Raw genomic sequence first — 21,151 nt, 5'->3', positions numbered from 1 at the left:
CCTGGCTCACCGTGGAGCGTGAGCCAGGAGCAACGACGATCAGGTGACCTGATCCCGGCCGGTCAGCCCTCGGCGCGCAGGGCGTCGCGGAGCTTGACCTTGCCGCCGGTGCGCAGCAGCGCGCCGGCGTAGATCCGCCCACCGACCCGCACGATCACCGCGATCGAGACCAGCATCAGCAGCACGGCCACCGCGACCTCCCAGACCGCGGCCTCGCCGGCGGCCTGCCGCACCGCCATCACCATCGGCGACAGCCCCGGGATGAACGAGGTGACCGTCGCCGTGGTGCTGGTGGGGTCCTGGGCGGCCTGCAGCGCGATGACCAGCCCGACCACCGGCAGCAGGGTGGCCGGGGTGAGGACGCTGCCCAGGTCCTCCTGCCGGCTGACCAGCGACGCGGCGGCGGCGAAGATCGCCGCGTAGAACGCGTAGCCGAGCACGAACCAGGCCACGACCGTCAGCACGGTGCCGATGAGCCGGCCGGGCAGGTCGACGACGTCGAAGGCGAGCGCCCCGGCCACCCCGATCACCGCGATGACCAGCATCTGCGCCAGCCCCAGCAGCCCGAGCCCGATGATCTTCCCGGACAGCAGCTGCCAGGGCTTCATCGTCGCCAGCAGCAGCTCGACGACCCGGCTGGACTTCTCCTCGACCACGCCCTGGGCCACGAACTGGCCGAACAGCAGCAGCAGGCTGTAGAGCACCACCACGCCGACCAGCGCCACGATCGCCGCCTCGAGGTCGGCGTCGGCGTCGGGGTCCAGCGCGACGACCTCGACCTCCGGCGGCGCGTCCAGCGTCACCCCGGCCTGCGCCAGCTGCTGGTCCACCGCGAGGCCCTGGACGGCGCCGGTCACCAGGTTCTCCACCTGGCCGCCGCCGCTCTCGACGAGCAGCTCGGGCTGGACGGAGGACGGGCTGAGCAGGGCGCCCTCCACGTCGCCGTCCTGGACCGCGGTGCGGGCGGCGGCCTCGTCGGTGTAGTCGACGACCTCGACCTCGGTGCCCAGCGCGTCGCCCTGCGCGCGCAGCGCCTCGCCGACCGCGGCGTCGCCGCCGACGACGCCGACCCGGGTGGTGTCGGTGCCGCTGTTGATGGCCACCTGGAAGACGAGCATGCCCAGGATCAGCAGCACCAGGACGGCGGAGCCGATCAGGAAGCCCTTGTCGCGGATGCGGGTGGAGATCTCCCGCCCGGCGACCAGCCGGACCATCCGGGCCGGGCTGTTGGGCGTCACGTCGGAGTGCGCGGGGGCGGGGGCGCTCACGCCGCCACCTCCGGGGTGGCCATGACGGCGTCGCGGAAGAGCTCGACGAGCGTGGGCTCGCGCCACGCGAAGTGGGCCACCCGGCCCGTGGCCAGCGCGGCGGCGAGCACCTGCTGGTCGTCGGCGCCCCGGTCGAGCTCGAGCACCGTGTCGCCACGCTGCTCGGACACGACCCGGACACCGGGCAGGGCCGCGGCCCAGTGGTCCGGGGCGTCGGGGACGACGACCCGCAGCTGCCGGCCGACCGCGCCCGAGCGCAGCTCGTCGACGGTGCCGCTGGCCACGATCGACCCGCGGGCCAGGATGCCGACGGCGTCGCAGAGCCGCTCGACCAGGTCGAGCTGGTGGCTGGAGAACACGACCGGCACGCCGCGGCGGCACTGGTCGAGCAGCGCCTCGGCGAGGGAGTCGACGCCGACCGGGTCGAGCCCGGAGAACGGCTCGTCGAGGATCAGCACGTCGGGCTCGCTGACCAGCGCGGCCGCCAGCTGCACGCGCTGCTGGTTGCCCAGCGACAGCTTCTCGACCTTGTCCCCGCGCCGCTCCCCCAGGCCCAGGCGCTCGGCCCAGTGCTCGGCGGCGCGGGCGGCGGGTGCGGCGTCCATGCCGTGCAGCCGGGCGAAGTAGGTGAGCTGCTCGCCGACCTTCATCTTCGGGTAGAGCCCGCGCTCCTCGGGCATGTAGCCGATCCGGCGGCGGACGGACTCGTCGACCGGACGGCCGGTCCAGCGCACCTCCCCGGCGTCGGCGCGGGCCAGGCCCATGGCGATGCGCATCGTGGTGGTCTTCCCGGCGCCGTTGGAGCCGCAGAAGCCGAACATCTGCCCGGGCGCGACGGAGAAGCTCACCCCCTTGAGCACCTGGTTGCTCCCGTAGGCCTTGACCAGGCCGTCGATCTCGAGCACTGCTCCTCCGGTTCGTCGCCGTGCGGACCCCGCTTCGAGCCCTGAGACTGTCGCATCACTTTCCAAGTCGTCAAGTGACCACGCCCGCCGGTTCACGCTGCGGAGCCGAGCGACGTCGGGTGTCATCGACCCATGAGCACCGAGAACCACCCGGCCCAGCCGCCCACCGGTGTCGGTCTGGCCGGCCTCCGCGAGGCCGCGGCCGGCTGCCGGGCCTGCGAGCTGTGGGAGCCGGCCACCCAGACCGTGTTCGGCGAGGGGCCCGAGACCGCCCGCATCGTCTTCGTCGGCGAGCAGCCCGGTGACCAGGAGGACCGCGCCGGGGAGCCCTTCGTCGGCCCGGCCGGCAAGCTGCTGGACCGCGCGCTGGCCGACGCCGCCATCGACCGCCGCGACGCCTACGTCACCAACTCGGTCAAGCACTTTGCATTCAGCATGCGTGGCAAGCGTCGGATTCACGAAACACCTCGGCCTGAGCACATCCGCGCCTGCCAGCCTTGGCTGGAAGCCGAACTACAAGTGCTACAGCCTGAGATCGTCGTCTGCCTAGGCGCGACCGCAGCCAAAGCGCTGATCTCCCCGACGTTCAAAATCACGAAGGATCGCGGTCGCCTTCTACCTTGGACCCGCCCGGGCGCTGAACTCGTCCTACTGTCCGAGCCCGATGCCGACGGCGCGGAGCCCGAGGAGGAGACCCCGGCGCAGACATGGATCCTGGCCACCCCGCACCCCTCGGCCATCTTGCGCACTCCTGACGCGAACCGACAGGCCGCCTACGATGGGCTCGTAGCGGACCTGAAGCTCGTGGCGGCAGTCCTCGCTTGAAGCGACGGAGCATCGACACTGACGGGTGATCGCAGGACTCACTGAAGTTTCATAGAAGTTGCCATGAGCTCATGGAAGTGCTTCCATGAGCCTCGTGCCTCTGTCTCAGACCGACCTCGCCGTTCTCGTGGAGAGGCTGCGTAGCCACGGAACCGACAGCCTCGACATCGAAGCCAAAGCAAGTACTCGCGCCCTCCCCAAGTCAGTGCGCGAGACGCTCAGCTCCTTCTCTAACGAGTCTGGAGGAACGATCCTTCTCGGACTGGCAGAGGACGAAGGGTTCGCTGCAGTCGGCGTCGATGACGCTGGGAAGGTCCGAGACGACCTTGCCTCACTTTGCGCAGACGGGATGGAGCCGCCGGTCCGCGCTGAGATCGAGATAGTGACCTTCGAAGGTGCCCAGCTAGTCGTAGCAGTCGTGCCAGAGATGCCTCGTAATCAAAAGCCTTGCTACGTCAAGGAACAAGGCCTGTATCTGGGCTCATACACGCGATCCGGTGACGGCGATCGCCACCTCACCCAGTATGAAGTTGGCGTCCTGCTAGCCAATCGAGGGCAGCCTCGCGATGACGCCGAAGGCGTGCCCGAAGCGGACATTACAGACCTTGACGCAGCAGCTATAGACCGACTTCTCACTCGAGTACGCTTGCGTCAGCCCATCGCTTTCGGTTCAGTTTCAGACGAAGTGGCATTGACGCGCCTGCGAGTTCTTGTGCGGAGTGGCGATCGTCTAGTTCCCTCCATCGGAGGCCTCCTCGCACTGGGCAGTTACCCGCAACAGTTCTTCCCCCAGCTTCACGTCACTTTCGTGTCGATTCCCGCCAAGTCCAAGGACCAAGTACCTGCGGGCGGCCCTCGCTTCCTCGACAACCAGACGATCGCCGGCAGCATCCCAGTGATGGTCGCAGAGACGCTCCGAATCATCACTAGAAACATGTCGACCCGCGTAAGCGTCACTGGCGCTGGCCGCCGAGACACCTTTGAGTATCCGCTTGAAGCTCTGCGCGAGGCAGTCGTCAATGCCCTACTGCACCGCGACTACTCGGCCGGCGCGCGCGGGACTCAGGTGCAGATCGAGATGTATCAGGACCGACTGATGATACGCAATCCCGGCGGTCTGTTCGGCACCGTGACGGAGAACGACTTGGGCGAGGAGGGCATCTCGTCCTCCAGGAACAGCTACCTCTCCACACTACTCATGGACACATACATGCCGGGCGGAGAACTATTAGTCGCAGAGAACCGGGGCAGCGGCATCCCTGCCATGCTGGCGACTCTCCGGCAAGCCGGCATGACAACACCTGTCTTCACAAGCCGGATCAGCGGATTCACCGTCGTCTTCCCCAAGCACTCCCTCCTAGACGCCGAGACCGTGACGTGGCTCCACAGCCTCGGAACCGGGCTCACGGAAGCGCAGTGCATGGCACTCGCCTTGATGCGAGAAGGCCGAACCGTCACTAACTCGTCTCTTCGGCAGCTTGGCTTGGACAGTCGCGAGGCGACCACAACCTTGGTTGACCTCGTGGAGAGAGGCCTGGCTCGTACGTGGGGAGGCCGCAGGTATGCGCAGTACGCCCTGACGGAGACAAGCAGTCGCGAAGTCACTGATCCAGACGCTGGCCCTCTTCTGGACCCAGTCGCTGACGAACCCATTGTGTCCACTCGCCGAGACGGTCGACTGTCTCTTGCTGCCAGACTTGAGCAAGTTCGCCGCCTCTTCAAGCCAGGTATTGAGCTGTCGGCCGCTGAGGTAGCAGTCGCCCTCGGAGACGTTGGGGAGCGAAGCGCAATCACTTACCTGCGAGAGCTCATCACCGCGGGAACGATTGAAGCGACCGCTCCTCCTAAGAGCACCCTGCGCCGTTACCGACTTCGCGATGAAAAGCCCCACGATTGATGGTGCACGCTTACTAAGACTTGCTCGGTCAAGCACTTCCGCTTCACCCCGACGCCCAAGCGCCGCATCCACCAGTCGCCGGGCGCCGAGCACATCCGCGCGTGCAGGCCCTGGCTGGAGGCGGAGTTCTCCGTGCTGCAGCCGGAGGTCGTCGTCTGCCTGGGCGCCGTCGCCGCCAAGGCGCTCATCTCGCCGTCGTTCAAGATCACCAAGGAGCGTGGGCAGCTGCTGCCCTGGACGCCGCCGGGCCGCCAGCTCACCCTGCTGACCGAGCCCGACGCCGACGGCGCCGAGCCCGAGGAGGAGGTGCCGGCGCAGACCTGGATGCTCGCGACCGCGCACCCCTCGGCCGTCCTCCGGACCCCGGACGACGCCCGCGCCGCCGCCTACGACGCCCTGGTGGCCGACCTCACGGTGGTCGCCGGCGCCCTCGCCTGACCCCGGCTGGGGGCGGAAGTGGCGACTTCCGCCCCCCGGGGTGGATCAGCGCTCGGGTTCGGGGAGGCGGGTACCGGGGGTCAGGGTGCTGCCGGCCTCGACCTCGGCCTCGCGGCCGACCAGGGTGATGTCGCCGTCGCCGCCCACGGTCGCGCCCTCGCCGACCACCACGTTGTCGTCGAGCACCGCGCGGGTCACCGTCGCACCGGCCCGCACCCGCACGCCGGGCAGCAGCACCGAGTCGGTGACGGTGGCCCCAGCCTCCACGACCACGCCGGGTGAGAGCACCGAACCCCGGACGTTCCCGGAGACGCGGGTCCCGCCGGAGAGCAGGCTGTTCTCGATCTGCCCGTCCTCCAGCACGCGGGCGGCGCTGTGCCGGCCGCCGCGGGTGTGCACCGGCCAGCCGGCCTCGTCCAGGTCCAGCGGCGGCTCCGCGGACAGGAAGTCCCGGTTCGCCTGCCAGTAGGACTCGATCGTGCCCAGGTCCCGCCAGTAGCCGTCGAACCGGTGGGCGCGGGCCTTGCCGTCCTTGGTCTGCGCGGGCAGCAGGTGGGTGCCGAGGTCCTCGAGGCCGTCCTCGCCCACCTCGGTGGCGAGCTGCTCGAGGCGGTCGAGCGTGGGCCCCGGGGAGAAGACGAAGACCTCGTTGGTGGCGGTGGTCGTCGCCGGCTCGTCGGGCTTGTAGGCGTAGTCGGTGACCCGCTCGCCGTCGACCTGCACGATCCCGTAGCGGCTGGCGTCGTCCGGGTCGACCTCCGTGGTGACCATGGTGACCTCGGCGTCGGAGGCCAGGTGACCCTCGGCGACCTCGCGGTAGTCGAGCTTGTAGACGGCGTCGGAGCTGACCACCACCAGCGCGTCGGGGGCGAACTGGCGGATCAGCTCGGCCTGCCGCCACAACCCGTCGGCGGTGCCGGAGGTGAAGCCGCCGCGCTCGCTGCCGGACTGGAACGGCGGCAGCATCATCAGGCCGCCGGTGGTGCGGTCGAGGTCCCACGGGCGGCCGTTGGCCAGGTGCTCGTTGACCGACTGCGGCTGGTACTGCACCGACACCCAGACGTCGGCGATGCCCGAGTGCTCGCAGTTGGACAGCGGGAAGTCGATGAGCCGGTAGACGCCGGCGAACGGGACGGCGGGCTTGGCCCGCGTCTCGGTGAGCAGCTGCATGCGGCTGCCCTTCCCGCCGGCGAGCACGAGCACGAGGATCTTCGGGAGGGCCATCACCCGGCGCTACCCGGTCACCCCGGGTGCAAGCACCAACGGACCACTCAGCCCTCGGCCATCCTGCGGCGGGCGGCCTCGGCGAGCTCGTCGGCCTGCGAGGCGCGGAAGAGCCAGAACGACGGCACGAGGACCGCGACCGCCACCATCGCCACCACGATCACGATGCCGCCGGACCACATGGCCGCGCTGACGCCGACGCTGCTGGCCATCACCCCGGCGCGCAGGTCGCCCAGCCGCGGGCCGCCGGCGACGACCACGATGAACACGCCCTGCATCCGGCCGCGCATCTCGTCGGGGGCGGCGGTCTGCAGCATCGACGACCGCAGCACCGCGCTGACCATGTCGCCGGCACCGGCCACGGCCAGGCACAGCACCGCCAGCCACAGCGTCGAGGACAGGCCGAAGCCGATGATCGCCACGCCCCACACGGCGATCGCGGCCAGCACCACCGCACCCTGCCGGTCGACCCGGCTGACCCAGCCCGAGGTCAGGCCCATCAGCAGGGAGCCGATCGACACCCCGGCGAACAGCCAGCCCAGGCTGTTGGCGTTGCCGGCGTAGGCGGTCTCCGACAGCTCGGGGAACACCGCCTGCGGCCAGGCGAACAGCATCGCGATGACGTCGACGACGAAGGTCATCAGCAGCACCGGCTGGGTGCGCAGGAACGCGAACCCCTCACCCACCCCGCGGACGGCGGCCCCCAGCCGCAGCGGTCCGGACACCCCGGCCGGCGGCAGCGCCGGCAGCCCGCGCAGCAGCAGGACGGCGAGCACGAAGCCGATCGCGTCGACGGTGTAGAGCACCGACAGGTCGCCGACGCCGATCAGCAGACCGGCCAGCAGCGGCCCGACGATCACCCCGCCCGAGCGCACGGTCATCGACAGGGCGTTGGCCGCCGCGACGTCGTCCGGCCCGACGATCGCCGGGATCACCGCGCTGCGGGCCGGCTGGTTGACCGCGGCGAACGCCGACACCGCAGCAGCCAGCAGCCACAGGACGGCGATGTCCCCGTCGCCGGGCAGCAGCGCCTGGACGGCGAGCAGCGCGCTGGTGACCGCGGCGCCGACCGAGGTGATGATCATGAGCCGGCGACGGTCCATGGCGTCGGCGATCGCCCCGCCGAGCAGGCCGAACACGACCAGCGGCACCAGGGCGACCACCGAGGTCAGCCCGACCATCAGCGAGGAGCCGGTCAGGTCGTAGACCTGGTACGGGACGGCGACCAGCGTCATCTGCTGGCCGAGCATGGTGACCGCGACCCCGCCGAAGACGCGGCGGAAGGCGCGGTTGCGCAGCGGGGTGGTGTCCAGCGCCCAGCCGCGGCGGCGCACCGGCTGCGGCTCCTCGACCGGCCCGCCGGGCTCGACCGGGCTCACCGGGGGGCCGAAGTTGCGACCATGGCCCTCCGTCGGGCCGAAGTCGCGATCTTGGCCCTCCGGGGAGCCGAAGACGCGCTCTCGGCCCTTCGGGGGGTCTTGCGGGGTCGTCATGGGGCGAGGCGCTGCACGAACCAGCCGCCGCCTTCTTCGTCGTCCCGCACGAACACCAGCCGGTCGTGCAGGCGGTCGTGACCGCCCTGCCAGAACTCCACCTTGTCGGGCACCACGCGGTAGCCGCCCCAGTTCGCCGGGCGCGGCAGCTGCCCGGGCGGGGTCTGGGCGTCGAGCTCGCGGAACCGCTGCACCAGCTCGTCGCGGGACTCCACGACGGTCGACTGCAACGAGGCCGCGGCGGCCAGCTGGGCCCCGCGCGGCCGGGGGTCCCACAGCGCGTCGGAGGCGGCGTCACCCACCCGCTCGACGGTGCCGGTGATGCGCACCTGCCGCTGGAGGGCGTGCCACGGGAAGACCAGCGCCGCGTGCGGGTTCACCGCCAGCTCGGCGCCCTTGGCCGAGGCGTAGTTGCTGACGAACACCAGGCCCGCGGCGTCGTAGCCCTTCATCAGCACGATCCGGGCGTCGGGCACGCCGTCGGCGTCGGCGGTGGCCACGACCATCGCGTTCGGCTCGGGCAGCTCGGCGGCCACGGCGTCGGCGAACCAGCGGTCGAACTGCTCGACCCACGTGGGCGCCAGGCCGGCCTCGGTGAAGCTGCCGTCGTCGTAGTCCCTGCGCATGCGGATCAGGTCGGGCACGACTCCATGCTGTCACCGTTGCCCCGTGCACCGCTGGGTGACCGGCTGACCGCCTGGTCACATCCCTCCACGCACCCCCTAGGTTGGGCCGGACGCCCGCCCGCGCACGTGGAGGACCCCATGGACATCACCATCCCCACCGATCTGCTCCCGAAGGACGGCCGGTTCGGGTGCGGGCCCTCCAAGGTCCGGCCCGAGGCGCTGGCCGCGCTGGCCACCACCGGTGCCGGCGTGATGGGCACCTCGCACCGCCAGGCGCCGGTGAAGGCGCTGGTCGGCCGCATCCGCGAGGGCCTGGCCCAGCTGTTCGACCTGCCCGACGGCCACGAGGTCGTACTGGGCAACGGCGGCTCGACGGCCTTCTGGGACGTCGCCACGTTCGGCCTGATCCGGCAGCGCAGCGCGCACGGCAGCTTCGGCGAGTTCTCCGCCAAGTTCGCCTCCGGGGTCGCCGAGGCGCCGTTCCTCGACGCGCCGGTCATCACCAAGGCCCCGGCCGGCTCGCTGGCGCTGCCCACCGCCGAGGCCGGTGTGGACGCCTACGCCTGGGCGCACAACGAGACCTCCACCGGCGTGATGGCCCCCGTCGTCCGGCCCGAGGGCATCGACGCCGACGCACTCGTGCTCATCGACGCCACCTCCGGCGCCGGCGGCCTGCCGGTCGACGTCGGCCAGACCGACGTCTACTACTTCGCCCCGCAGAAGTCCTTCGCCAGCGACGGCGGGCTGTGGATCGCGCTGATGTCCCCGACCGCACTGGCCCGGGTGGCCGAGATCAAGGCGTCGGGCCGTTGGGTCCCCGGCTTCCTGGACCTGTCGATCGCCGTCGACAACAGCTCCAAGGACCAGACGTACAACACCCCCGCCGTCGCCACGCTGTTCCTGCTGGCCGACCAGATCGACTGGATGCTCGGCCTCGGCGGGCTGTCCGGCGCGGTCGCCCGCAGCCAGGAGTCCGCGGACCGGCTCTACGGGTGGGCCGAGCGCACCAGCTACACCTCGCCGTTCGTCGCCGGACCGGCGCAGCGCTCGCTCGTCGTCGGCACCATCGACTTCGACGACCAGGTCGACGCCGCGCTGATCGCGAAGACCCTGCGCGCCTCGGGCGTGGTCGACGTGGAGCCCTACCGGAAGCTCGGCCGCAACCAGCTGCGCGTGGGCATGTTCCCCGCCGTCGACCCCGACGACGTCACCGCGCTGACCGCCTGCATCGAGCACGTCGTCGGCCGGCTCTGAGCCCCGCCGCGGTGCGAGCGTGAGCTGGCTGGTCACCGGCGGGGCCGGCTACCTCGGCGCGCACGTGGTGCACGCCCTGGCCGGTTCCGGTGGACAGGTCGTCGTGCTCGACGACCTGTCCACCGGCGACGCCGGCCGGCTGGACCGGCTGCCCGCGGTGCCCCTGGTCGTCGGCTCGGTCCGCGACCGGGGCCTGGTGCGCCGGGTGCTGCGTGAGCACGCCGTCCGGGGGGTCGTGCACCTGGCAGCGCGGGAGCAGGCCGAGGAGACGGGAGCCGACCCCCTGGCCGCCTGGACGGCCAACGTCGAGGGCACGGTCGCGCTGCTGGAGAGCTGCCGGGCCAAGGGCGTGGGCCGGTTCGTGTTCGCCAGCAGCACCGCCGTGTACGGCGACCCGGACGCCGGCCCGCTGACCGAGGACGCCCCCTGCCGGCCGCTGTCGCCGTACGGGCGGACCAAGCTGGCCGGCGAGTGGCTGCTGCGCGACTGCGCCGCCGCGTACGGGCTGGCCGCCGTCTCGCTGCGCCTGCCCGACGTCGCCGGCGCGGCCGACCCCCGGCTCGGGGACACCAACGCCGCCCACCTCCTGCCCCGGGTCTTCGCCGCCCTGGACGCCGGCACCGCACCGGTGGTCGCCGGCGGCACCGTCGTGCGCGACCACGTGCACGTCGCGGACGTCGCCGACGCCCACCTGGCGGCGGTCCGGGCGCTGGAGGCCGGTGCACCGGGCGGCACGTACAACGTGGGCACCGGCCGGGGCAGCAGCGTGCTCGACGTCCTGCGGGTGGTCGCGGAGGTCACCGGCGGGGACACGACGCCCGAGCTGGTCGACCGCCGTCCCGAGGAGCCGGCGAGCGTCGTCCCCGACGTGGGCCGGGCCGGGCGCGAGCTGGGCGTCCGCGCCCGCCACGACCTGCACGACGTGGTCACCAGCGCCTGGACCGCCTGGCGCCGGCTGCAGCCGCTGTGAGGGGAGTGGGTCCGTCGCGGTGATGCCGACGGACCCACTCCACTCAGGCCGGCAGGACCCAGGTGTCCTTGCTGCCGCCGCCCTGGCTGGAGTTGACCAGCAGCGAGCCCTCGCCGAGCGCGACCCGGGTGAGCGGCGCGGGCAGCGCCCGGGTGGTGCTGCCCGCGACGGCGAACACGCGCAGGTCGGCCCGCCGGGGCGCGACCAGCCCGTCGACGACGGTGGGCACGGTGGAGAAGTCGACCGGCTCCTGCGCCACGAACCGGTGCGGTGAGGCGAGCACCTCCGCGGTCAGCTCGGCCAGCTCGACCGCCGAGCACTCCGGGCCGAACACCACACCCTGCCCGCCGAAGCCGTCGACCGGCTTGACCACCAGCTCGTGCAGCCGGTCGCGCACCGCGGCCAGGTCGTCGTCCTCGGCCAGCAGCCAGGTGGGCACGGTGTCCAGCACCGGGCGTTCGCCCAGGTAGAACTCGATCATCTCCGGCACGTACCGGTAGGTGGCCTTGTCGTCGGCGACGCCGTTGCCCGGCACGTTGGCCACGGCCAGCTTCCCGGCGCGCACCGCCTCGCCGAGCAGGACGTCGACCGGGATGCCGGTGGGCGTGAGGTGCCCGGCCAGGTCGGCCTCGTCGAACCGCCGGTAGAGGACGTCGACCGGCACGCGCTCGGCCCCGGCCTGGACCGCCACTCCCCCGGACGGCGTGGGCCACAGCCGGTCGGGGGTGGCCACGGGTGCGTCCATCGCCTCGGCCAGCAGCCGGTGCTCGAACCAGGCGGTGTTCTCGCGGCCGTCGGTGAGCAGCCCCAGCCGCGGGACGCCGTCGCAGCCGGGGGGCGCCGCATCGGCCAGCGCCGCGCGCAGCAGGGCCACCGCCTCGGTCGGGTCGACCAGCCCGGCGGCCTCGCCCGCGGCGTAGAGGTCGGGCAGCGCCGCGCGGCCGCTGTCGCGGTTGCTGAGCGCGTAACCGATCCCCGACGGCACCCGCAGGTTGTCCTCCAGCACGACCCAGCCCCCGGGCCCGCGCAACAGGTCCAGGCCGGAGACGGTGACCCGCTGCTGCCCGGGGCACGCCCAGCCGACCGCGGCCGGCCGGTACCCGGGGCTGGCGGTGACGACCCACCCGGGCACGACCCCGGCGCGCACGACCTCCGGCTCGCGGTCGGCGTCGGTGCGCCGTCGTCCGCCGGGCCGGTAGACGTCGGCGAGGAAGGCGTTGAGCGCACGGTGCCGCTGCTCGACGCCGCGGGCGAGGTGCGCCCAGTCGGCGGCGGGGAGCACCCGCGGCACCGGGCAGATCGGGAACGGCCGCTCCTGCAGCCGGCCGTCGACGTAGCTGCCGAAGACGACGCCGCGCATGCGCCGCTCCTGGGCCATCGCGCCCACGACCGCCGTCAGCCCGACTCCGCCGAGCTGCTCGAGGGCCCCGGCGACCGGCCCGTACGCAGGACGCAGTGCGCCGTCGGGACCGACCGCCTCGTCGCGGGCCGCGCCGGGGTAGCGGGCGAAGACGCTCGGGCCGCCGGTCACAGCCACCGATCGAACCACTCGGCGACCCGCTCCGACAGGTGCAACTGGTTCTCCCGCCCGACGATCGTGTGCCCCTCGCCGCGCAGCAGCAGCAGCTCGGCCGGTGCGCCCAGCGCGGTGAGCTCCTGGTGGGCCTGCACCGACTCGAGCACCGGCACGTTGGTGTCGCGGTCGCCGTGGGCCAGCAGCACCGGGGCGGTGAGCCGGTGCAGCGAGGTCATCGGCGACAGCGCGGCCAGCAGCTCGCGGTCGGCCACCGGGTCGCCGTACTCGGTCACCGACGCCGCGGCCATCCACGGCTCGGTGCCGGCGAAGAAGGTGCGCAGGTCGCTCATGCCGGCCAGCGTGGCGCCGGCGGCGAAGAGGTCCGGCCACCGGGTGAGCGCCACCAGGGTCAGGTAGCCGCCGTAGGACCAGCCGTGCGCACCCAGCCGTCCGGGCAGCGCGATCCCGGCGCCGACCAGGTGGTCGACGGTGGCCGGGACGTCGGCGAAGGACCCCTCGCGTGCGGCGAGGTCGTCGGCGGCCATGAAGGCCCGGCCGTGTCCCCCCGAGCCGCGCACGTTCGGCGCGAACACGGTCAGCCCCGCGGCGACCAGCGACTGCGCGACCGGGGAGAAGTCCGGCCGCTCCTGGCCCTCGGGGCCGCCGTGGAAGCTGACCACCGTGCGGTTGGGGCCGGTCACCCCCGGCGGGGTGTAGAGCCAGCCGTCGAGCTCGGTGCCGTCGGCCGCGGGGTAGCGCAGCCGCACCGGCGTCACCAGCAGGTGCCGGTCGGGGTGGCGCGGCGTCGAGGGCAGCGGCGCCCCGGGCGCCGGGCCGTCGACCGGCACCGACCACAGCGACCGCGGGCAGCCCGGGCCGGTCAGCTCGGCCAGCAGGGTGCTGCCGTCGGCCGACAGCGACCAGCCGGGCATCACCGGCTGCGGCAGCGGGACGGCGTGGCGCAGCTGTCCGGTGAGGTCGCGGACCTCGAGCTCGGTGACGCCGTCGGCGTTCCAGACGCAGAGCACGGTGCCGTCGGCGCGCACGGCGTAGGCGTCGAGGTCGGCGTCCGGGCGGCTGATCAGCACCTCTCCGGGGCCGGGCACGCGCCCCTCGCCCAGCGGCACCCGCACCAGGCCGGTGCGGTCGCTGCGCGGCACGTCCGGCGCGCCGGGCAGCCCGGCGCGCAGGTAGACCGCGCGGCCGTCGGGGGCGAACCGACCGTCCTCGGACGCCTGCCCGCCGGGTGCCCCGAGCGGCAGCACCCGCCGCTGCACACCGGTGGCGACGTCGACGAGCACGACGTGCCGGTGCCCCCGCGGGCCGCGGCGGGCCAGCACGGTGCGCTCGTCGGCCGCCACCGCGGTCACCGACAGGAAGCCGCCGGCGGCCAGGGTGCGGCGGGCACCGCTGACCACGTCGACCAGGACGACGTCGGCGTCCGGGCCGTCGCCGGGGGCGATCGAGCAGACGTAGTGGCCGGGTGCGGCGGTCCAGCCGCCGGCGAAGACGGTGGCCCGCGGGTCATCCCCCGCGACCAGGTGCCGGTCGGAGCCGTCGGGGCGCACCGCCCACAGCTGGGCGCAGATCGAGCCACCGGGGCTGACCAGGTAGGCCAGCCAGGCGCCGTCGGGCGACCAGGCGACGGAGACGACCTCCTCGTCGGCGCCGGACAGCACCGCCGGCGGGGTCTGCTGGTCCAGGGCCGCGACCTCGAGGCGGGGCAGCCCGGAGCGGTCGCTGACGTAGGCCACCCGGTCACCGGTGGGCGCCAGGCTCGGGCACCAGGCGCCGGAGGTCCCGGCGATCTCGGCGATGGCGAGGCGGACCTCGGTGGGCAGTCCGGCGCTGGGTCGGACGGCGGGGTGGAGCACGTCGGTCATGGCACCTCCTCGGGGCAACGGGTCGCCGCAGCGCCGGTCAGGAGATGCCGTGCCGCTGCAGCCAGAGCTCCAGCAGGCCGATCTGCCACAGCTGGTTGGACCCCAGTGTGGTGCGGTGGGCGTTGGGCTCGGCGAGCAGGCGGTCGACGTACCCGGGGCGGAACAGGCCGCGCTCCCGCGCCACCGGGGCGGTCAGCGCCGCGCGCACGGTCTCCAGGTGGTCCCCCTGCAGCTCGATGATCGCCGGCACCGGGAAGTAGCCCTTGGGCCGGTCGATCACCGCGGCGGGCACGACCTTGCGGGCGGCGTCCTTGAGCAGGCCCTTGCCGCCGTGCATCAGCTTGAGCTCCGGCGGGACGGCGGCGACCAGCTCGGCGAACTCGTGGTCGAGGAAGGGCACCCGGGCCTCCAGGCCCCAGGCCATGGTCATGTTGTCGACCCGCTTCACCGGGTCGTCGACGAGCATGATCGTGGAGTCCAGCCGCAGCGCCCGGTCCAGCGTGGTGTCCGCCCCCGGGCGGGCGAAGTGCTCGGCGATGAACGCGCGGCTGACGTCGCCGGTCGTCGCCCACTGCTCACCCAGGATCCGCGTCAGCCGGTCGTGCGGGCGGTCGACGAACACCCGGCTGTAGGCGTCGACGGCGTCGGCGGCCGGGACGCCGTCCAGCGGCGGGTACCAGTCGTAGCCGGCCAGCACCTCGTCGGCGCCCTGCCCGCTCTGCACCACCTTCACGTGCTGGCTCACCTGCTGGCTCAGCAGGTAGAAGGCGACCGCGTCGTGGCTGGTCTGCGGCTCGCTCATCGCCGCGATCGCGCCGTCGAGCCCGGCGTGCACGTCGGCGGTCGGGACCATCAGCCGGTGGTGGTCGGTGCCGAAGGTCTCGGCGACGACGTCGGAGTAGACGAACTCGTCACCGGAGCGCCCGCCCACCGCCTCGAAGCCGATGGAGAAGGTGGCCAGGTCGCGCTGCCCCTCCTCGGCGAGCAGGCCGACGATCAGGCTGGAGTCGATGCCGCCGGACAGCAGCACCCCGACCGGGACGTCGGAGACCATCCGCCGCCGGACGGCGACCCGCAGCTGCTCGAGCACCCGCTCCTGCCACTCGACCGGGTGCAGGTCGGCGAGCTCGGGCCGGCGCTCGTGCACCGGGCGCCAGTACTCCCGGTCGGACTCCCGGCCGTCGGGCTCGTAGGTGCGCACCGTGGCCGGCGGCAGCTTCCCGACCCCGGCCAGGATCGTCCGCGGGGCGGGCACCACGGCGTGGAAGGACATGTAGTGGTGCAGCGCGACCGGGTCGATGGCCGTGTCGACGCCGCCGGCGCGCAGCAGGGCCGGCAGCGAGGAGGCGAACCGCACCCGGCCCGGACCGCGCGCGATGTACAGCGGCTTGATGCCGAAGCGGTCGCGGGCCATCACCACCCGGCCGGTGTCGCGCTCCACCACCACGAAGGCGAACATCCCGAGGAAGCGCTCGACGCAGGCCGCGCCCCACCGGTGGTAGGCCTTGAGCACCACCTCGGTGTCGGAGGTGGAGAAGAACCGGTACCCGGCGGCCTGCAGCTCGGCGCGCAGCTCCGGGTAGTTGTAGACGATCCCGTTGAAGACCAGCGTGAGCCCGAGCTCGGCGTCGACCATCGGCTGCGCGCCGGCGTCGGTCAGGTCGATGATCTTCAGCCGGCGGTGCCCCAGCGCCACCGGACCGGACTGCCAGCCGCCGGAGCCGTCGGGCCCGCGCCGCTGCAGCTGGTCGCACATGGCCGCGACCGCCGCCATGTCGGCCACGCCGCCGTCGAACCGGACCTCACCCGAGATGCCGCACACGTGCGCCTCCGCTCCGTCCCGGTCCGACACGCCCCTGTGTCCCTGCCACCGTCCCCGCGCGGTGTTCCACGCAGATGACGGTGGTGGACCATTCTCGGGGCAGGACCACCGGACTGCGACCGCGCCCTCACCACGTGCAGCCCCCGCTGTCGAGCCGACGCGCCGCACCGGGCGTGTCGGCAGGTGCCGGTTCCGGGCGCGCGGATAGCGTGGCGCTGGTCCGCTCCTCGTGGACCGCACCGAACCCCTGCTGGAGGTCGCCCCCATGCGCTCCTTGCGCCTCGTGGCGCTCTCCGACGACGGCGAGCACCTGGTCCTCGTCGCGGACGAGCCCGACTCGACCGACGGTGCCGAGGGCTTCGAGCTGCCGCTGGACGAGCGCCTGCGCGAGGTGCTGCGCGCCGAGGCCGCCAAGCCGGCGCCCGCCCCGGCCGACGACCTGCCCCCGCGGGTCATCCAGGCCCGCATCCGCGCCGGCGAGACCCCCGAGCAGGTCGCGGAGTCCTCCGGCACCCGGGTCGAGCGGATCATGCGCTTCGCCCACCCCGTCCTGCAGGAGCGCGAGCGGGTCGCCGAGCAGGCCCGGGACGCCCGCGTCCGGCTCAGCGAGGGCACCCCGAGCCTGCCGCTGGAGCAGTTCATGGCCGAGCGGCTGCGGCTGCTGGGCGCCGACCTGGACGCCGTCAGCTGGGACGCCCACCGCACCGAGGACGGCACCTGGCAGGTGCGCGCCGCCTGGCGGGCCGGCCACAAGTCCGGCACCACGCGCTGGAGCTACGACATCCCGGCCCGCACCGTCACCCCGGTCGACGCGACCACCATGGACTTCGCCGAGGGCACCCGGCTGGTGCGCGTCGTGCCCGACGTCCCGCACGGCCTGCCGGCCGCTCCCGTCACCCGCCGGTCGATCGCCGTGGTGCCCTCGGCCGGGCCGACCGAGGACGAGGAGCTCGACGCCGACGACCGGTCCGACGACGAGGCCGTGCGCAACGTCGTCCCCGCCGACGGCACGCCCGCCGACGACCCCGGCGAGGACGACGACCGGGACGGCGCCGAGCCGTCCGCGGGCGCGGACGCCCGCAGCCCCTACGACGACGAGATCGACCCCGACACCCAGGAGACCGTCGTCCTGGGCGACCTCATGGACGGCGAGACCGAGGACCCACGGGCCCGGATCCCGGCCTGGGAGGACATCGTGTTCGGCGTCCGCCGCCGCCGGTGACGAGCCGCAGCGTGCGATCCGAGACGTCTTCGGCGTAAACCGGTCGAACATGTCGGTGGCGCGGCATAGCCTCAGCCGGCCATGACGAGCCCTGCCGAGCACCCCGCCGACGACGAGCAGGGCCGGCTGTCCTCGCTGCTGCGGCTGCTGCCCTTCGCCCGCCCGTACCGGGGCCTGATCGCCCTCACCTTCACCGGCGCGCTGCTGGCCACCCTCGCCCAGCTGGCCGTGCCCCTGCTCACCCGGCGCATCGTCGACGGCCCCATCGCCGACGGCGACCGCGGCGCCCTCGTGCCGCTGCTGGCCCTGGCGCTGGTGTTCGGCACCGCGGAGGCGGCGCTGTTCTTCCTGCGCCGCTGGGCGATGGGCAACAGCAGCCTGCAGATCGAGCGCGACCTGCGCGACACCCTCTACCAGCGGCTGCAGCGGCTGCCGGTGAGCTTCCACGAGGGCTGGTCGTCGGGGCAGCTGCTGTCCCGGGCCACCTCCGACGTCGCCACCGTGCGCCGGTTCATCGGCTTCGGCGCCGTCTTCCTCGTGGTCAACCTGGTCACCTGCGTCGTGGTCGGCGTCCTGCTGCTGGTCACCTACTGGCCGCTGGGGGTGGCGGTGCTGGTCACCAGCGTGCCGCTGGTCGTGTTCGGGCTGAGCTTCGAGAAGCGGTACAACGCCCAGTCCCGCGCGGTGCAGGACGAGCAGGGCGAGCTCACCACCGACGTCGAGGAGGCCGTGCAGGGCATCCGGGTCGTGCGCTCGCTGGGCCGCAGCGGCCTGGTCTTCGGCCGCTACGACCGCAAGGCGCTGCGGCTGCGCGAGCTGCAGCTGACCAAGGTCCGCACGCTGGCCCTCATCTGGTGCATCTTCGAGTTCCACCCGCAGATCACCCTCGCCGTCATCCTGGTCGGCGGCGCCCTGGCGGTGGAGACCGGTGCGCTGACCGTCGGCGGGCTGGTGGGCTTCGTCGCGCTGTTCACCGTGCTGCTGTGGCCGATCCTGTCCCTGGGCTTCCTGCTGGCCCACGCCCAGGAGACGGCCAGCGCCTGCGACCGGATCGGTGAGCTGCTCGACGCCCCGCTGACGGTCACCGACTCCCCCGGCGTCCGGCCCGCCGACGTCGCCCGGCCGGCCCGGCTGCGGTTCGAGGGCGTCGGCTTCCGGTTCCCCGGCGCCGGCGGGCCGGTGCTCGACGGGGTCGACCTGGACGTCGCCCCGGGCGAGACCGTCGCGCTGGTCGGCGCCACCGGGTCGGGCAAGACGACCCTCACCGCCCTGGTCCCCCGGCTGCTGGACGTCACCCGCGGCCGGGTCACCCTCGACGGGCACGACGTCCGCGACCTGCCGCTGGCCCAGGTGCGCAGCGTGGTGGCCACCGCCTTCGAGGAGGCGACGCTGTTCTCGATGAGCGTCCGGGAGAACGTCACCCTGGGCCGCCCGGGAGCCACCGACGCCGACGTCGAGGAGGCGCTGCGGGTCGCCCAGGCCGACTTCGTGCACGACCTGCCCTGGGGCCTGGACACCCGCATCGGCGAGCAGGGGCTGTCGCTGTCCGGTGGTCAGCGGCAGCGGCTGGCGCTGGCCCGGGCGGTGCTGGGCCGCCCCTCGGTCCTGGTGCTCGACGACCCGCTGTCGGCGCTGGACGTGCACACCGAGGCGCTCGTCGAGCGCGCGCTGCGCGAGGTGCTGGCCTCCACGACCGCACTGGTGGTCGCCCACCGGGCCTCCACCGTGCTGCTGGCCGACCGGGTGGCGCTGCTCCAGGACGGGCGGATCACCGCGATCGGCCGGCACAGCGACCTGCTCGCCGAGGTGCCCGCCTACCGCGAGCTGCTGTCCAGCGAGGCCGAGCTGACCGGCGCCGTCGAGGGCGGTGCCCGGTGACCACCCCCGGCACGGGGGCTGCGGCCGCCACCTCACCCGGCGGTGCGCCCGCCGACGCGCACGCCGACTGGCGGGGCGTGGCCACCGAGGAGGACGACGCCCTCAGCACCTCGGCCAGCACCTTCCTGCGCGGGCGCTCCCGGCGGCTGCTCGGCGAGCTGCTGCGCCCGCACCGGCGTGCGCTGTGGCGGTTGCTGGCGGTCATCGTCGTCCAGAACGCGGCCTGGCTGGCCGGGCCCGTGCTCATCGGCGTCGGCATCGACACCGCCGTCCCGGCGCTGCTCGACGGCGACGCCGGGCCGCTGGTCTGGACGACGCTCGCGCTGGTCGCCGCCGCGCTCGTCGACGCCGGCTTCCGCTACCTGTTCCTCACCGGCTCGGGCCGGGTCGGGCAGGAGGTGCTGCTGACGCTGCGCCGGCGGGTGTTCGCCCACGTGCAGCAGCTGCCGCTGTCGTTCCACGAGCGCTACACGTCGGGCAAGACGATCAGCCGGCTGACCAGCGACGTCGAGGCGCTGGCCGAGCTGCTCGACGAGGGCCTCGACGGGCTGCTCACCGCCCTGTTCAGCATCACCACGATCGGGGTGGTGCTGCTGTTCCTCGACCTGCCGCTGGGCCTGGTCACGCTGCTGGGCTTCCCGCTGCTGTACCTGGTCGGCCGCTGGTTCCAGCGCCAGACCACGGTCGCCTACCGGCGCACCCGGCAGACGATCGCGGCGCTGATCGTGCAGTTCACCGAGACCTTCGGCGGCATCCGGGCGGTGCAGGCGTTCCGCCGCGAGCCCCGCAACGACGCGCTGCACGCCCGGCTCAACGAGGAGAACCGGCAGGCCAACCACCGGGCGTTCTGGCTGATCGCGGTGTTCGTGCCCGCGGTGACGATGATCGGCAACGTCATCACCGTGGCCGTCCTCGGCTACGGCGCCCTGCGGGTGATGGACGGCGACGTCCAGGTCGGCGTCCTGACCGCGTTCCTGCTGTACCTGCGCCGGTTCTTCGACCCGCTGCAGGACATCGCGATGTTCTACAACAGCTACCAGTCGGCGACCGCGGCGCTGGAGAAGCTGTCGGGCGTGCTCGAGGAGCGCTCCACCGTCCCCGAGCCCGCCGACCCGCAGCCGCTGCCCTCGCCGCCGGCCGGGGAGGTCGTCTTCAACGGCGTCCGGTTCGGGTACGACGCGGCCACGGTGCTACCCGGCCTCGACCTGACGATCCCCGCCGGGAGGACCGTCGCCCTGGTGGGCGCGACCGGCGCCGGCAAGTCGACGCTGGCCCGGCTGGCGGCCCGGTTCTACGACCCCGGCGAGGGCGAGGTGCGGCTGGACGGCGTGCCGCTCCCCCACCTCGCCGACGCCGACCTGCGGCGCGCGGTGGTCATGGTGACCCAGGAGAGCTTCCTGTTCTCCGGGTCGATCGCCGACAACATCTCCTTCGGCCGGCCCGACGCCGACCGGGCTGAGGTCGAGGCGGCGGCGCGGGCGATCGGTGCCGACGCGTTCATCCGCGCCCTGCCCGAGGGCTACGACACCGACGTCCGCAAGCGCGGCGGACGGCTGTCGGCCGGTCAGCGACAGCTGGTCAGCTTCGCCCGCGCCTTCCTCGCCGACCCCGCGGTGCTGGTGCTCGACGAGGCCACCAGCTCCCTCGACGTGCCCAGCGAGCGGCTGGTGCAGCAGGCGCTGCGCACGCTGCTGGCCGACCGGACGGCGCTGATCATCGCCCACCGGCTGTCCACCGTGGAGTTCGCCGACCGGGTCCTGGTGATGGAGGGCGGGCGGATCGTCGAGGACGGCGCGCCGGCCGAGCTGGTCGGCGGCACCGGCCGGTTCGCCGACCTGCACCGCGCCTGGGCCGACAGCCTGGTGTAGCGCGGCACCGGGCTGGGGTCCTGCTGGGAGTCCGGGCTCACGGGGAACAGGGTGTCCCCGAA

15 protein-coding genes and 1 pseudogene are annotated in these 21,151 nt (G+C 73.2%); 8 read left to right on the top strand and 8 right to left on the bottom strand.

What is annotated here, in order from left to right; genetic code table 11:
• Positions 1-62: 62 nt before the first annotated feature.
• Together ACGBYP_RS16770 and ACGBYP_RS16765 are read right to left on the bottom strand one after the other, a co-directional pair.
• Complete coding sequence (locus tag ACGBYP_RS16770; protein WP_411585909.1) at positions 63-1,268, bottom strand: ABC transporter permease; 1,206 nt, start codon at positions 1,266-1,268, stop codon at positions 63-65.
• Positions 1,265-2,173, bottom strand: coding sequence for an ABC transporter ATP-binding protein (locus ACGBYP_RS16765; RefSeq protein WP_411585908.1), 909 nt, complete (start codon positions 2,171-2,173; stop codon positions 1,265-1,267). Before ACGBYP_RS16765 ends, ACGBYP_RS16770 begins: the two co-directional genes overlap by 4 nt.
• A 132-nt stretch (positions 2,174-2,305) precedes the next feature.
• Here ACGBYP_RS16765 and ACGBYP_RS16760 point away from each other — a divergent pair, with 132 nt between their 5' ends.
• From ACGBYP_RS16760 to ACGBYP_RS16750, 3 genes and pseudogenes are all read left to right on the top strand, one after another.
• Positions 2,306-2,998 carry a UdgX family uracil-DNA binding protein gene (locus ACGBYP_RS16760; protein ID WP_411585907.1) on the top strand — a complete coding sequence of 231 codons (693 nt, stop codon included), beginning with the start codon at positions 2,306-2,308 and terminating at the stop codon, positions 2,996-2,998.
• Positions 2,999-3,083: 85 nt separating this feature from the next.
• The gene (locus tag ACGBYP_RS16755) at positions 3,084-4,895 is read left to right on the top strand and encodes an ATP-binding protein (protein WP_411585906.1); all 1,812 of its coding nucleotides are present in this window, start codon (positions 3,084-3,086) and stop codon (positions 4,893-4,895) included.
• A 51-nt stretch (positions 4,896-4,946) separates the two neighbouring features.
• Positions 4,947-5,333 (top strand): annotated as a pseudogene (locus tag ACGBYP_RS16750) (uracil-DNA glycosylase family protein); the annotation flags it as partial.
• Between the two features lie 45 nt (positions 5,334-5,378).
• On the opposite strand, the gene ACGBYP_RS16745 reads toward ACGBYP_RS16750, so the two are convergent.
• The 3 genes from ACGBYP_RS16745 to pdxH all read right to left on the bottom strand — a co-directional run bounded on the left by ACGBYP_RS16745 (position 5,379) and on the right by pdxH (position 8,694).
• Complete coding sequence (locus ACGBYP_RS16745) at positions 5,379-6,557, bottom strand: glucose-1-phosphate adenylyltransferase family protein (RefSeq protein WP_411585905.1); 1,179 nt, start codon at positions 6,555-6,557, stop codon at positions 5,379-5,381.
• Between the two features lie 47 nt (positions 6,558-6,604).
• Positions 6,605-7,936, bottom strand: a complete 1,332-nt coding sequence (locus tag ACGBYP_RS16740) for an MFS transporter (RefSeq protein ID WP_411585903.1) — start codon at positions 7,934-7,936, stop codon at positions 6,605-6,607.
• A gap of 110 nt (positions 7,937-8,046) precedes the next feature.
• On the bottom strand, positions 8,047-8,694 hold the full coding sequence (pdxH, locus tag ACGBYP_RS16735; RefSeq protein ID WP_411585902.1) for a pyridoxamine 5'-phosphate oxidase: 648 nt from the start codon (positions 8,692-8,694) through the stop codon (positions 8,047-8,049).
• Between the two features lie 120 nt (positions 8,695-8,814).
• Here pdxH and serC point away from each other — a divergent pair, with 120 nt between their 5' ends.
• Together serC and ACGBYP_RS16725 are read left to right on the top strand one after the other, a co-directional pair.
• Positions 8,815-9,930 carry a phosphoserine transaminase gene (gene serC, locus ACGBYP_RS16730; protein WP_411585900.1) on the top strand — a complete coding sequence of 372 codons (1,116 nt, stop codon included), beginning with the start codon at positions 8,815-8,817 and terminating at the stop codon, positions 9,928-9,930.
• Positions 9,931-9,949: 19 nt separating this feature from the next.
• Positions 9,950-10,900, top strand: a complete 951-nt coding sequence (locus tag ACGBYP_RS16725; protein ID WP_411585898.1) for an NAD-dependent epimerase/dehydratase family protein — start codon at positions 9,950-9,952, stop codon at positions 10,898-10,900.
• Between the two features lie 43 nt (positions 10,901-10,943).
• Here the strand turns inward: ACGBYP_RS16725 and ACGBYP_RS16720 are convergent, their stop codons facing one another.
• The 3 genes from ACGBYP_RS16720 to ACGBYP_RS16710 are packed head-to-tail and all read right to left on the bottom strand — an operon-like array spanning position 10,944 to position 16,151.
• Complete coding sequence (locus ACGBYP_RS16720) at positions 10,944-12,431, bottom strand: circularly permuted type 2 ATP-grasp protein (RefSeq protein ID WP_411585897.1); 1,488 nt, start codon at positions 12,429-12,431, stop codon at positions 10,944-10,946.
• Positions 12,428-14,299, bottom strand: a complete 1,872-nt coding sequence (locus ACGBYP_RS16715) for a prolyl oligopeptidase family serine peptidase (protein WP_411585895.1) — start codon at positions 14,297-14,299, stop codon at positions 12,428-12,430. The genes ACGBYP_RS16720 and ACGBYP_RS16715 overlap by 4 nt, the downstream gene beginning before the upstream one ends.
• Before the next feature lie 37 nt (positions 14,300-14,336).
• Positions 14,337-16,151: an N-acetylglutaminylglutamine amidotransferase gene (locus tag ACGBYP_RS16710; protein WP_411585893.1), complete on the bottom strand. Its 1,815-nt coding sequence runs from the start codon at positions 16,149-16,151 to the stop codon at positions 14,337-14,339.
• Positions 16,152-16,386: 235 nt separating this feature from the next.
• Here ACGBYP_RS16710 and sepH point away from each other — a divergent pair, with 235 nt between their 5' ends.
• The 3 genes from sepH to ACGBYP_RS16695 all read left to right on the top strand — a co-directional run bounded on the left by sepH (position 16,387) and on the right by ACGBYP_RS16695 (position 21,089).
• A complete protein-coding gene (sepH, locus tag ACGBYP_RS16705) occupies positions 16,387-17,343 on the top strand; it encodes a septation protein SepH (RefSeq protein ID WP_411585892.1) in 957 nt (318 codons plus the stop codon).
• An 81-nt stretch (positions 17,344-17,424) separates the two neighbouring features.
• Positions 17,425-19,221, top strand: coding sequence for an ABC transporter ATP-binding protein (locus ACGBYP_RS16700; protein WP_411585891.1), 1,797 nt, complete (start codon positions 17,425-17,427; stop codon positions 19,219-19,221).
• The gene (locus ACGBYP_RS16695; protein WP_411585889.1) at positions 19,218-21,089 is read left to right on the top strand and encodes an ABC transporter ATP-binding protein; all 1,872 of its coding nucleotides are present in this window, start codon (positions 19,218-19,220) and stop codon (positions 21,087-21,089) included. The genes ACGBYP_RS16700 and ACGBYP_RS16695 overlap by 4 nt, the downstream gene beginning before the upstream one ends.
• The last annotated feature ends 62 nt before the right edge of the window (positions 21,090-21,151 follow it).

Origin of the sequence: Modestobacter sp. SSW1-42 (genome assembly GCF_046635825.1) — a bacterium.
GTDB lineage: Bacteria > Actinomycetota > Actinomycetes > Mycobacteriales > Geodermatophilaceae > Modestobacter.
Note: the sequence above shows the minus strand (reverse complement) of the source record. Positions and strands in the feature narration are given on the sequence as shown.

Excerpts from the sequence above, each read along its gene's own strand:
- ACGBYP_RS16760 (WP_411585907.1), top strand. The coding sequence starts at position 2,306 with ATGAGCACCGAGAACCACCCGGCCCAGCCGCCCACCGGTGTCGGTCTG.
- ACGBYP_RS16755 (WP_411585906.1), top strand. The coding sequence starts at position 3,084 with ATGAGCCTCGTGCCTCTGTCTCAGACCGACCTCGCCGTTCTCGTGGAG.
- ACGBYP_RS16745 (WP_411585905.1), bottom strand. The coding sequence starts at position 6,557 with ATGGCCCTCCCGAAGATCCTCGTGCTCGTGCTCGCCGGCGGGAAGGGC.
- serC (WP_411585900.1), top strand. The coding sequence starts at position 8,815 with ATGGACATCACCATCCCCACCGATCTGCTCCCGAAGGACGGCCGGTTC.
- ACGBYP_RS16715 (WP_411585895.1), bottom strand. The coding sequence starts at position 14,299 with ATGACCGACGTGCTCCACCCCGCCGTCCGACCCAGCGCCGGACTGCCC.
- sepH (WP_411585892.1), top strand. The coding sequence starts at position 16,387 with ATGCGCTCCTTGCGCCTCGTGGCGCTCTCCGACGACGGCGAGCACCTG.
- ACGBYP_RS16700 (WP_411585891.1), top strand. The coding sequence starts at position 17,425 with ATGACGAGCCCTGCCGAGCACCCCGCCGACGACGAGCAGGGCCGGCTG.